The sequence below is a fragment of the Micrococcus sp. EYE_212 genome, from assembly GCF_023147585.1.
Taxonomy (GTDB): Bacteria; Actinomycetota; Actinomycetes; order Actinomycetales; family Micrococcaceae; genus Micrococcus.
In genome coordinates this window covers 1-12153 of sequence record NZ_JAHXOZ010000026.1, presented here as the reverse complement: position 1 = coordinate 12153, position 12153 = coordinate 1, and the positions used below count along the sequence as shown (strand labels likewise).

The 12153-nt window shown below is 70.1% G+C and carries 13 protein-coding genes; 5 read left to right on the top strand and 8 right to left on the bottom strand.

Annotated elements, in window-relative coordinates; translation table 11 throughout:
• Positions 1-114: 114 nt before the first annotated feature.
• The 4 genes from KZX60_RS11685 to KZX60_RS11670 all read left to right on the top strand — a co-directional run bounded on the left by KZX60_RS11685 (position 115) and on the right by KZX60_RS11670 (position 3097).
• Complete coding sequence (locus KZX60_RS11685; protein WP_061873154.1) at positions 115-894, top strand: hypothetical protein; 780 nt, start codon at positions 115-117, stop codon at positions 892-894.
• A 1110-nt stretch (positions 895-2004) separates the two neighbouring features.
• A complete protein-coding gene (locus tag KZX60_RS11680) occupies positions 2005-2184 on the top strand; it encodes a hypothetical protein (protein WP_061866804.1) in 180 nt (59 codons plus the stop codon).
• A 72-nt stretch (positions 2185-2256) separates the two neighbouring features.
• A complete protein-coding gene (locus tag KZX60_RS11675; protein WP_248118556.1) occupies positions 2257-2643 on the top strand; it encodes a hypothetical protein in 387 nt (128 codons plus the stop codon).
• A gap of 214 nt (positions 2644-2857) precedes the next feature.
• The gene (locus KZX60_RS11670) at positions 2858-3097 is read left to right on the top strand and encodes a hypothetical protein (protein WP_061873209.1); all 240 of its coding nucleotides are present in this window, start codon (positions 2858-2860) and stop codon (positions 3095-3097) included.
• 147 nt (positions 3098-3244) lie between these two features.
• Here KZX60_RS11670 and KZX60_RS11665 read toward each other — a convergent pair whose 3' ends face one another.
• From KZX60_RS11665 to KZX60_RS11635, 7 genes are all read right to left on the bottom strand, one after another.
• On the bottom strand, positions 3245-4159 hold the full coding sequence (locus KZX60_RS11665) for a hypothetical protein (protein ID WP_061873208.1): 915 nt from the start codon (positions 4157-4159) through the stop codon (positions 3245-3247).
• A gap of 334 nt (positions 4160-4493) precedes the next feature.
• On the bottom strand, positions 4494-5111 hold the full coding sequence (locus KZX60_RS11660; protein WP_061873207.1) for a hypothetical protein: 618 nt from the start codon (positions 5109-5111) through the stop codon (positions 4494-4496).
• Between the two features lie 466 nt (positions 5112-5577).
• Entirely contained in the window at positions 5578-5808 is a 231-nt protein-coding gene (locus tag KZX60_RS11655) for a hypothetical protein (RefSeq protein WP_031943917.1), read from the bottom strand.
• Positions 5809-6011: 203 nt separating this feature from the next.
• Positions 6012-6407, bottom strand: a complete 396-nt coding sequence (locus KZX60_RS11650; RefSeq protein ID WP_049159949.1) for a hypothetical protein — start codon at positions 6405-6407, stop codon at positions 6012-6014.
• A gap of 33 nt (positions 6408-6440) precedes the next feature.
• Positions 6441-7784, bottom strand: coding sequence for a hypothetical protein (locus KZX60_RS11645; RefSeq protein ID WP_157571223.1), 1344 nt, complete (start codon positions 7782-7784; stop codon positions 6441-6443).
• A gap of 103 nt (positions 7785-7887) precedes the next feature.
• Positions 7888-8193, bottom strand: coding sequence for a hypothetical protein (locus tag KZX60_RS11640; protein ID WP_031943914.1), 306 nt, complete (start codon positions 8191-8193; stop codon positions 7888-7890).
• A gap of 1 nt (position 8194) precedes the next feature.
• Positions 8195-10408 carry an FtsK/SpoIIIE domain-containing protein gene (locus KZX60_RS11635; RefSeq protein ID WP_248118554.1) on the bottom strand — a complete coding sequence of 738 codons (2214 nt, stop codon included), beginning with the start codon at positions 10406-10408 and terminating at the stop codon, positions 8195-8197.
• 522 nt (positions 10409-10930) lie between these two features.
• Here KZX60_RS11635 and KZX60_RS11630 point away from each other — a divergent pair.
• The gene (locus KZX60_RS11630) at positions 10931-11659 is read left to right on the top strand and encodes an SUMF1/EgtB/PvdO family nonheme iron enzyme (protein WP_223246359.1); all 729 of its coding nucleotides are present in this window, start codon (positions 10931-10933) and stop codon (positions 11657-11659) included.
• Positions 11660-11677: 18 nt separating this feature from the next.
• On the opposite strand, the gene KZX60_RS11625 is transcribed toward KZX60_RS11630, so the two are convergent.
• Positions 11678-12153 (bottom strand): hypothetical protein (locus tag KZX60_RS11625; protein WP_248118552.1); only part of this gene is annotated, 476 nt, incomplete at its 5' end.

The window sequence follows — 12153 nt, the reverse complement described above, 5'->3', positions numbered from 1 at the left end:
ATAACACCGCCAGCACACAACCACACAACCGATTGCGCCCACACCACAAACCGTGTATGGTTTGACTCAGCGGGAGGCACCCGGCCCCCTGCACCCCTAGCCTTGGAGGCTCTCATGCTCACGTTCAACGCCCGCCAGCTGCTCCGCGGTCTCGATGTCGCTTCCTACCCCGCCCGCCTCGCCGACGAGCCGGTCGGGGCTCGCCTGACCACGGTCCCTCTGGAGGTGACCGACCAGGGCCTGATCGCCTACAGCACGGACCGCTACCAGCTCGCCCGCACGCTGACCGAGTACGCCCTGGAGGCGCCCGCGCACGGCGCGGGCCTGCCGCCGGTGCGCCTGCACCGCTCGGGCCTGAAGGTTCTGCTCCCGGTGCTCCGCGCCGCGAAGAAGGACGGCACGGTGGAGCTGACGGCCGACAAGGACACCGTCACGTTCACCGTCCACGCGGCGAACGGGCAGGTGCAGACGGTGCCGCTGAAGAACTACGCGGACGCGGACGAGTATCCGAAGATCGCTTCCCTGTTCCGCCTGCACACCCAGCCGCGGGGCGCGCTCGAGGAGGGCACGTTCACGGTCAATCCGAAGTACGTCAAGGCGCTGGCCGACGTGACGGCGCGGTACACCAGCGACGGTGAGGTGCTCACGTTCGACCCGGACACCAACCACTCGGGCAAGCCCGTCGCGTGGGTCCACGGCCAGTGGGCGCACGGCATTCTGATGCCGATCCGTCGGGATCAGCTCCCCACGATCGACGCCGAGTACGAGGGCGTGGGACGTCTGTTCCGCGCCGTGCCGCTGATGCAGTCCCCGGAGTCCGCCAGCGTGCGGGAGGGCTCCGCCGTGGAGCGGGCCAGCACCCGCGGAACCGCCGAGGCTCCGGCCACGGCCTGATTCCCTCTCCCTCTCGGCGGGGTCGTCGCACTGCGGCGGCCCCGCCGCTGACCGCCCGGGCCGCAAGCGCCCACACCCCCCGGTGGCCCCGCCCGCACGATGCGGGCGGGGCCGTCCGCCCGCGGCGGCTGCCGCTGTCTCCGCGGCACCACGAGCTCGCAGCGCGGCGCCGGCAGCTGGCTGCCCCTCCACGACACGTCCCCCGCCGGTCGCCGGCCCAGACATCGCCCCCCACGGCGGGGCCCTGTCGTGCCGCCGCCTCCGCGCCCTCCCCCCTTGCTGAGCTTCCAGCCGTCGGCGGCCCCACGCGCTCTCGGCTGCTGGCCGCGAGGGCCCCGCCGCGGACCGTGTCGGGGAGATGGCCCGGGCCCGCGGCTCCAGCCGCCGCGGCGGCCGGCAGCTCGAGCTCGCGCAGCCGGCAGCGTCCCTCCGCGACACGTCCCCGCCCGCCCCGCCATCCAGAGGCTGCTCGGCCTGCGGACTCCAAGCGCCCGTAGACCCAGGCCTCCCGCCACCCCGAGCACGCCAGTCGCGGCCGCGCACCGGCCGCACCCCGTGCCACCAGCCCCCACGCATCGCTTCCAGACCCCGCGGCGTGCCGGGGACATGCCCCGGATGCCCAGCTCCAGCAGCCGCGGCGGCCGGCAGCTCGAGCTCACGGAGCCGGCAGCGTCCCTCCGCGACACGTCCCCGCCCTCCACACTCGCTCGCCACTGATGGCCGTGGGCACTGGGTCGCTCTCCCAGGTGCCAGTGGTGGTGTTCAGTAGACGCTAACCAACTGCCCTTCTTTGGCCTACTCTTCCTGGATTCGTGCGGGTTCCCATAGGTGCATTCCCTAAACACCTTCTGATTTGCTTTTCTGTCCCTCCTTTGCTATACTTGAAAGGCTGGGGAACTCCCGGTGCGCCCCGCGGAACTCGCCGCGCGGGTGCCTCACAAAGAGAGGAAACGAAGCATGACCCATGGCAGAGTACGAGGCCGCTACAGCGGCCTGACACGTGCACATCACACCCGCTACGAGACAGGGAGAGGCTCCTGTAAGGATCCGTTAGGCACGCACCGTCCGTCCACCTTGAGCAGGTGGATCAGACGCATCACGCAAAACCCAATGCTCATATTCATTTTCGTTCTTGCCAACTGCATGGTCGCAGTCACCGACACTGTCGAGGCCGCCGAGAAGGTCGCCGAGTGGCTTCATGCAGTCCCCTGGGAGGCGATAGCCTCCCTCGCATCCGATCTCTTACCCCACATCGTGGAAATACTGATTTGGATATTTCTACTCCTTTGATTAGGAGAAAATGCAAAGTTGAGCCCCTCTGGAGGATCTTCCTTCAGGGGGGCTCTTGCATGCCCGCCCGCCATGGCGACCCTAGATCGCCAGGCTCCCGAGTACCTCTACGTGGCCCTGGTGGATGCGACCGGGCCGCGGCGGATGGAGGGGGTGGACTTCCACACGGGCACGTTCCCGGACGGGCTGAGCTGGAAGACCACGGTGGAGGCGGAGGCGGTGCTCAACGCCGCCGTGGCCATGGGTCCGCGTGAGGCCGCCGCCGGCGCGCTGGCCGTGCTGGCCTACGTGTCCTGGCTCCGAGGCCAGGGGACCCAGGCCGACGAGCGCCTGGCGCTCGCCAAGGCGTGCGTCCCGTGCCACGCACACGTGCGCGCCGTGTCCGCCATGATCCGCGCCACCTCGGTAGCCGTGGTCGCCGCCGACCTCGACCTGTCCGGGAAGCCCGTCAAGGGCTGACCGAACCGGCCCGGGGGCCGCTCACCGGCGCCCCCCCTGTCGCGGACTCGACCGCGCAGCCGGTAGCTCCAGGTGCAGCTGCCGGCTGCGGATCTCCGCGACACGTCCCCGCCCTGCCCGCGCTCGCGGGTTGGCCACCACAACATCGTGAGTGTATGGTTTGACACAGCGGGAGGCATTCGGCCACCTGCACCCTTACTGGAGGAGGCAGCTCATGGAGCAGCAGACCACCACCCCCACCTACGCCGACGGCTACAAGGCCGGGTATCAGGACGCCAAGGCCTTCTACACCCGCCGCGACAACCACGCGCGCACCGTGGCCCGCCACTGGCGCGCCGTCGCCGACCACCCCAAGGGCGCCCGCTCCATCGAGGTGCTGACCATGCTCTTCCCCGAGCTGGTCCGCACCCTGGACGCCATGGCCGCTCACGAGCTGGATCACCCCCAGCCCTGAGCCGCCACCTCCCCCGACGGGCGCGGACCGCACGGTCCGCGCCCGTCGGCGTCCCCGGCCCGCTCTCTCGGATCGGGGGGCTGAGATCCTGGCGCACGCCGGCGGGGCGACGTCGCCCGCCCTCGGCGGCACGCGGCCCCCGGGCCCTCAGCCGAAGACGCCGCCGAAGGCCATGGCGGTGGCAGTCTCCACCACCCCCGTGACGGCGGACCCCAGGGCCGCGCTCCCTACGTTGGCGGCGAGACGACGCAGGCGACCGGCTCCCTCAGCCACAGGGCCGACGGCGGGCTGGTCTTCCTGGAGCGCCTGCTGGAGTTCGTCGATGGCCTCGGTCAACTCCTCCTCCCCCTCCTTCTCCGCCATCACACGCAGGTCTGCAAGCGCGCGAGAGAGGTCTTCGACCGTGCCCTGAGCATGGGCGCCCTCGCCGACAGCCACAGGGCCAGACGGCGCGTGGAGATAGGTGATGTATTGCACGCCCACGCGATCGCTCAGCGCGGCATCGACCGCGGCGCGGCTGGGCAGCTCACCGAGGGGGGTGTCGGCGGTGAGGTCGGCGACGAGCTCGACCAGGCTGGTGCGGATGCGGTCCACGATGCCGCGGAGGGTCGGACCGGGCACCGCGTACATCAGGCTGGTGATCTGCTGATGCGGCGGCAGGATGGCGTTGAACACCATCTGCGCTGCACTGAGCGGGCCGGTCCCGTAGTGGAACGCCTCCCGAGTCGCCATCTCCTCGATCTCCGCCAGAGGCCCCTTGAGGGTCAGCAGTTCGGGGACCACCTCCCGGACGTCGTCGGGGAAGTCGTACCACGAGACGGGTTGCCTGCTCACGACGGTGTTGCCGCTGATGGAGGACATGAGCATGCCGGCATGGATGCTCCGGTAGGCAGGCGCGTCGACATCGTCCGGGTAGCCGTTGAGCTCGAACCTCGCCCACTCCCGCAGGCTCTGCGAGCCGGTCTGCGCGCCGAGCATCAGGCACTTGCGCAACAGGCCGGGCAACGGTTCCGCCTCGTCGATGACGCGCTCGCGGAGGTCAGTGAGCAGTGAGCTGGTCATGGTGTCCTTCGCCGGATCCGGTGGGATGCTGATCGTATCCATCCCCCGACTGAACAGGCCTCGCTCTCCCCCGCCCCGCGCGGCTCCCTGCCCGCCCCGCAGCCGTGCCGGGGACACATGCCCCGGACCTCCAGCTCCCGCAGCCGCGGCAGCCCGGCCGGCCGAGCTGAAGCAGCCGGCCGCCCATCTCCACGACACGTCCCCGCCCGGCCCGCGCTCGCGGACCCCTGGGCGTAATACGCAGGCCAGCGCCGTGCCGCCTACCCTCGGCCGCAGCTCTGCCGGCGGACATCCACGGCACGCCGGTCTCCCCCATGCGTGGATGACACGGCAGTCATCGCCGCCAGAAGCACCACATGCCGCGGCGCTCCGTCTCCCTGCTCGTGAGCTCCTCGAGCTTGCCCTCCACGCGGCTCAACTCCTGCTCGTACCAACGCAGGTCCGCCTCGCGCTGCCTCCTCTTCCGCTCGGCTTCCTCCGCAGCTTGATCCTCCAGGCGCTCAGCACGGAGCGTCAGCTCGTCCTGCCAGAAGAGGCCACCGAAGATGAACGCAGAGGACAAGAGCAACCCCAACGCCCCCATCGAGTCGACCACCGGACTGTGCCAGAAAAACCCAGCCGCCAGCGGCATGCAGGCCACGATGGCCGCCGCAATCGCCCAGTTGGACCGCGCCCTGCCAGCCTGCCGCGTCGACACCAGGGCACGGAGCACGGCCACGAAGAACACCCACGCCAGGACGAACAGCGCGCGCAGCTCAGGCGACATCGCAGGCTCCCCTCCAGGGGGCGGCGGAGCTGAAAATCCCAGGCTGTCGTCCTCCGAGGCCAGCACGCCCAGCGTCGTTACAGCGGACCAGATCGCCCCCACGATGGCCCCCCACGCGGCCAGCCACCTCCCGCGAGCTTTGAGTTGCGAGGCCCGCTCCGCCGACGCCTGCTCATCGCCTGCCATCTACCCTCCTACCGGGAACCCCCGGGACTCGGCCTGGCGCCGATCCACGCCGCCGGCACCCTCCGCCCATCTTGTCCCGACTCAGCCGCCAGAGAGCCCACCTCCCGCGGAAATCGCTGTCGACCCAACGACCACGCCGGGGACGTGCCCCGGACCCGCGGCCGCCGGCGCCCCGAGCTGAAGCAGCCGCGGCCGCCGGCAGCACATCTCCACGACACGTCCCCGGCCGACCCGCGCTCGCGGACGCGTTCGCTCCGGGCTGGCCGGGCCGGGACGTCCGCACGCCGGCGTCGCCGTCGAGTGGACGGGGCCGCCGACGCTGCGACCATGGGTGGCCCTGGCGGTGCTGCCCCCGTGTGCGCGTCCCCCCGGCTCCGCAGGTGTCTTGCCGGCCCGGGGCTGGAGCGTTGGCGCATGAGACGACGGCGGCCCCCCTCCAGTGAGGGGGGCCGCCGTGGCGGGGAGGTCAGCAGAGGTTTGCCTGGCAGTCGGGGCAGATCTGGGAGATGATCCGCTCCCGCTCCACCTTGGTGCGGTGGGGCAGGACCTCGTGGACGGGCTGGCCGGCGTCCAGGGCGTCCGCCTCGTCCTGGGTGATGGAGACGTAGTCGGCCTTGCCGCAGAGGGGGCAGAGGCAGTCGATGTCGGCGCTGTCCGGGCCGTAGACGTTGTAGATGCGGTGGGCGATGCGTCCCATGGGGCGCTCCTTCGGTGAGGGGTGCAGGCCCCCTGATGAGGCCCGCTACGTGTCTAACCATACACGTCCCCCGCCTACCGCACAAGCGTCTTTCGCGGTCGGTTCAGCAGCAGCTCATGCTGGATCTCCGCGACACGTCCCCGTCCGATCCGCGGGCCCAAGCTGCGGCCGCGAGCTCATCCGCACGCGATCGCCGAGGCCGGTCATGCCGGCTCGGCCGCGGCCTCCTTGGCTGCGGAGCTGCCCGCGATGAGCTGCGCGATGAGCTCGGCGTCACCGGGGGAGCTGGCGGCCGGCGCCTGCGGCTGCTCCAGAAGCTGCTCGACCCAGTCCGGCGTCTGGTCATGACGCTGGGCGAGCACGTAGGGCCCGCGGAGCAGGGCAGGCAGGTTGTAGGCCCACACGACCGGGTCCTGGGCGTAGGTGGCGCGCCGGCGCTCGCCGCGGCCGAGGTCGTCGACGGTGGGGGTGGGCAGCTCGAGGTCGAGGTGCCCCTCGGGGTCATGGATCTGGACGTCCTCCCCGTCAACGTGCACGTATCCGACGTGCCGCTGGAGGCCGGAGGGGCCGTCCAGGTGATGGATGGTGATGGTGAACATCAGATCTCCTTATGTTGATCTTGTATCAGTTTATCAGCGCTCGTAGAGATTCGACAGGCTCAGGATCCGGCCCTTGCTCTGCATCAGACGAGCCCTCCGGCGCACCTCGTGGAAGCGGCCGTCCTCGATCGTGCCGCGCAGGCCCAAGCCGTCTTCAGAGTCCAGGAAGCGGGCCAGGACCGCCTTCTCCTCCCGAGTGGTCGCGCGGGCCTGCGGGAGCTTGGAGCGCGCGTCGACGAACATCGAGGCGTTCACGCCGCCGACGCCGTCGGTGAAGGCGAATCCGTTGTCGATCGCCGAGAGGCCGCGGCGGTCCATCAGGACGTTGTTGCCGTGGCGGTCGACCTGCCCGATCAGGCAGTCGAAGAAGGCCAGATCGCTGGCCTGGTCGGAGTGGTGCTCTGCCATGTGCATCAGGTTCATCTTCGTCCTCATCGGCCCCCCGGGGACTCCGTAGGAGATGGAGCCCCACTGGCCCTCGTACTTGACCAGGGCCACCGGAGGCACCAAAGCCGCGTACTTCGGACCCAGCGCCTGGGCGAACTGCGAGGCCGCGGCCTCATGGGTGGGCTGGAGTCGGCCATCGTGGCCGTAGGACTTGGCCACTCCCGTGTTCAGCGCGTCGTAGGGCTTGAAGTAGCCGCACGCGCCGTCGTCCCACACCAGACGCTTGATGTCGTTGACGCCCTTGCCCGCGACCGACGCACCCTCACGCGCCGAGTCCATCCGCATCAGCTGCCGCTCTTCGGCGGTGCGCCCCTGCCGCTCCACCAGCAGCGCCACACGGGCGGCTTCTTCCTCGCCGCACTGGTCCTCCCACTCCGACCACTCCGACCCGCGAGCGCCCGTCGAGGCTGAGCCGGGAGTCGGGGTCGGGGTGCGGTGGTCGCGGCCAGCGCCTGCGCCTGCGCCGCCGCCCGCACCGGCGACCGCGACGCCGCCGCCGGCTCCGCCGCCACCGGCCACTCCGGCGCCGCCAGCGCCCCCACCGCCGCCGACGCCTCCTGCTCCGCCGGCGGCTGCGGCGGCCGGCGCTCCCCCGCGGGCCGGTCCTCGGCGGGCTGGGGCCTTGGGGTCGTTGCGCAGCTCGGTCTTGGCCGCCTCCCATCCCTTCTTGGCCGGGCCCGCGGCGCGGGCGAAGACGCTTTCCGGAGCGCCGGCCTGACCGGCCCACTCCTTGATCTCGTTGACGGGCTTGCGCTGCCTCTTCAGCTCGGCCAGCTCGTCAGCCTTGCCCTCGGCCTTGGCCCACCGGGCGATCTGCTGTCCGATCGCCCGGTTCTCCCGTCGACGCTTCAGCGCGGCATCCCGTGCCGTTGCGTTCGGGGGGCATCGACGTCCGTGGGGACACCCCGCCTCGCCCTGAGCCCTGCACATGCCAACCTCCTGGTCCGATCCATCCGCCCTGCACGGGCGCCTTCACTGACCACAAGGCCGGGCTCTCCGCGACATGTCCCTAGCTGCTGACGAGTCCGTCAGGTCAGTCGTCCAGGCCGCGGGCCCGGCGTCTGGCGGACCGATAGGCGGCGATCATGACGATGGCCACGAGCACGGCGCCGGCCCCCAGGACCAGGGGGAGGCTGACGCCGACGCCGGTGTCTGCGAGCTCGAAGGCGGCCTGGTCTGCGGGGACGAGCAGGCCGATCTCCAGCAGGCTCTGGCGCACGGAGTTCATGGCGCTGGCGGCCCAGGCGGTGAAGGCGCCGGTGCCCAGGAAGAACATGCCGGCCAGGGTGATCCAGATGATGTCGGTGCCGTCGCTGGTGCCGTTGGTGTTCGCGCTCATCTCAGTTCTCCTCGTGTTCGATGTGGCGGGTGGGCAGCATCTCGGTGGCGGCCACGGAGATGCCGCCGGCCTCCCCGGTGTCGCGCTCGATGTACTCCAGGTAGATCCCGGCCTCGTCCTCCTGGGGGTCCTCGGCGAGCACCGCCCAGGTCTCGGCGTCGGGGTCGATCTGGATCAGGTCGCCGGCCTGCAACTCCTCGGCCGGGGACTCGACGGGCTCGCCGTAGCCCTCGAAGAGGTCCTGTTCGTCGTCGGGCACGTAGGGCACGTGCTTGCGCTCGGCGATCACGGGGCGGCTGGGGTCGGCCAGCACAGCCGGAGAGGGGCGCCCGGTCGGGCGTTCCTCGACCGCGGCAGTGGCGGGAGCAGTGTTCAGGGACTGCAAGGCCGCGAGCGCGCCGGCCGGGACGGCCGCGCTGGCGGCGGGCGCGGTGGCCGGCTGCACCTGGGGCTGGTCGGGGGCCTCGTAGACGCGGGCGTCCATGTAGTCGGCGTAGCTGGTGGGGTTCTCGTTGCCGTCCAGGTCCACCGTGACCGGCTCGAGGATCTCCACCAGCATCTTCTTGTGCACGACTTCGCGGGGGCGCACCGCGGCGACGCGCTGGGGGTCGTAGTCGTCGGATCCCGGGTCGGGGTTGGGGGCGTAGATGGTCTGGATCATGACGGGCACACCGGCGGAGTTCAGGGCCATGCCGCGGCCCTTGATGTGCCGGGGGATGGTGGTGCCGACCACATAGGAGTCCCACATCATCTTGGCGCCGTCGGGGCTGAGGCGGGACATGGCCACGCGCATGCCGAGGTTGTCGCGGAACTCACCGGAGATGAAGCGGGTGTCCGCGCGCTGGAGGCCGATGAGCATGTGGATCTTCGCCGAGCGGCCCAGGCGTCCAATGTTGCCCAGGCGCTTGAGCACCGCGGACTTGGAGGATCCGCCCTTGGGCTTGACCTCGGCCCACCAGTCGTCGGCGGCCTCGATCAGCGTGGTGGCCTCGTCGACGATCAGGGCCACGGGCTCGAAGTCGGCGGAGGTCGCCTTGCCGGCCTCGATCAGCGCATAGCGCTCGTTCATCAGGTCGTGGGCGTCCTCGATCAGCTTCACCTGGTGCTCGATGCGCGAGGCCAGCCGCGCCACGTTCGGCCAGTCCCGCAGGCCGATGAACTCGATCCGCTTGCCGTCGATCACCCAGACCTTCCAGCCGGCCTGGGTCAGGCGCTGGACGACGTTCTGCTCCACGACGGTCTTGCCCGAGCCGGTGGTGCCGACCACCACCATGTGGGGCTGCTTGCGGGGGTGCCAGGAGAGCTGCTCGCCGTCCTCGTCCACACCCAGGGGGATCTGGAAATCTCGGTAGTCGGCGTGGGTGCGCACCAGCGGGGAGTGCTCCGGCGGGGGCAGGACCAGGGAGGGCATCGGCTCGCGGGCGGAGAACACGACGGTGTCCTCGACCAGGTTCCACTCCGGGACCCAGTCTCCGGGCACGCGGGTGGCCAGGACCCGCTCCACGCGCAGCCGCTTGGAGGCCATGGCCATGTTGCTGCCCTGCTCGTGGGCGACCTCGATGCGGGTCGCGTCGCCGTCGTCGTTGAGCTCGACCTTCACGCGGGCGGACTCGCCCAGCAGGTCCCGCACCACCCGGGAGGCGCGGTCCACGGTCGGGTCGGTCTTCTCCACCTGCTCGGCCCCCACGGCACCGAGCACCACGCGGCGCTTACGCGGCAGGTGAGCCTCCACCTTGTACTTGGCCCCGAGGCTGACCGAGGCGACCTCGGCCAGGGACTTCAGCCACTCCGGGTCCGGCACCACCCTCGCGTGGTAGGTCAGCTGCACCTGCTGGGGCAGGCCGATGAACCCCCCACGCCAACGGGAGAGCTTCACCGCGGCCCGGGACGGCCGCGGGCGGATCAGCATCACCGGGCAGATCTGCTCGGTGAAGTGGTCGGCGATCTCCGCCCGCTGCCGCGCCCGCTCGGCCACCACCAGGGATGCCGTCGAGACGCCGGCACCACCGCCGGCGACCGTGTAGGCCAGGGCCGGGTCGGTGGCGGCGAACATGCCGGCGGCCAGCGCGCCGGCGGCGACCAGTCCTGATCCGATCCCGAGGAACTTCGCCGGCTGCGGCTGAGGGGCCAGCGCCCTGAGCCCCTCGTCGACCTCCTGATGCGCGCCGGCCTGCGCCGTGCCCACACCCATCTGCGGCTCCATGTCCACGCTCATCTGCGGCCTCACCCTCTGGCCCCGAGGACGGGGCCGACGACTCTCGTTCACTGCCCATAAGGCCCGCCCGCGCCGCCGATGTCCCTCCCCCGCCTCGCCGACGCACCCCACCCTCTGATCGCCCCCCCGGTACCCCCTGCCGTAAAAACGCAATCATGTGGTGGCAGATCACCCCGCTACCCCCTTCCATGGACTTGACACGTCGGGTAGCCTCCTCAGCGAGACGGAGTCGAGAGGAGGAGGCTACCCGAGCGAATCAGCCCATTCCAGAGGGCAATATCTCGCTTTTCTTTCTTCCCCGTCCTTCAGGATTTCCCGATGGGTGGAGGCGCTCGACTCCCGCTCTTCCCGCGGGCTTCCCGCTCGCGTTATGGCACCTGAACGGCTGTCGAGATGCAGCGAAGATTTCACAAACGCGCAAATATGTTTCATACGACCACGAGCCACTTAGGTATTGACAGTTGAACCCTGTCCGGGTGCAGCTCGTGGTTCTCCAGTCAGCCCGTGTGCGACGCTGACGCCATGAACCAGCCCTCCATGGCCACCCTGTCTTCGGGAAAAATCACCCTGCGTGACGCCCGTCGCGGGACCACACGGGATGTGGAACTGGAGCCCTTCGAGATGGCCGTGCACCCCCTCCGTGACCGGAGCACCGGACGCCCGCTCACGCCTCTGACATGGTTCGAGACCATCAACCTCTGCAACGAGCTATCCAATGCTGAAGAGCTGCAGCCGGCCTACACGCATGCTGGGGACGGACGCTCCGTCACCTGGAACACGAGCGCTGACGGGTACCGATTGCCCACCGAGGCCGAGTGGGAGTACGCCTGCCGCGCCGGAACGACCTCGCCCACCTACGGGCCGCTTGAAGACATCGCCTGGACCAGCCTCGACCACCTTGAGGGCCCCCAGCCCGTCGGCATGAAGAAAGCCAACCCGCACGGTCTGCACGACATGCTCGGCAACATCTGGGAATGGTGCTGGGACTACGCCGATCCCGCCCGCTACGGCGACTACCGCAGTCTGCGCGGGGGTGGCTGGGCGGATGAACCCTGGAGCGTGCGCGCCTCAGTGCGCCGGGGCAGCGCCCCGGACGCCGTCCTGGAGGACGTGGGACTCCGCCTGGCCCGGGGTCTGGTCGGCAGCCCGGGACAAGCTCAGGGCTGGTCCCATGAGGCAGACAGGCAACGAGCCGCCATCTGCGGGCCGCTTCCCGTGGGGTGGACACCCTTGCGGGAGATCTTCGCCTGAGAAGGGAACCGCCCAGCCTCATTCGGCGGAACGGAGCCGATCCGTCGGCAACGACAACATCACCGTCGCGGTGAGATCCGGCGCCTTGGCCACCGCCCTGTCATCGAGCCGCGGCGCCACTGTGACGGCCTCTCGTGAGAACTCCTGGATGCCCACGGGCACCCATGCGTCACCCTCGGTGCGAAGCAGCCACTGTTCGCCCAACGCCTGCAAACCGACGGTGTCAAGCAGTTCTTCGGCCTCGGTCGACTCCATGGGTTCACCGCATCGCCGACGCAGGAGGTCGTAGGGGATGAAGAGGCCTTCGTCGGTCATCTCGATGTACCCGACGTGCTCGCGGTCATCAGCGCGGAGGTGATCTAAAACAGGCTCTCCTGACGCTTCCGTGGGTGTTCTGGCGAGCCGTTGACGAGGGCGCGCCGCTCTCTGCCTAGGTTTCTGGCTGTTGAGGTCAGTTACCTGAAGGGCGGAGAACGGCGTGCGGAACGCAAGCC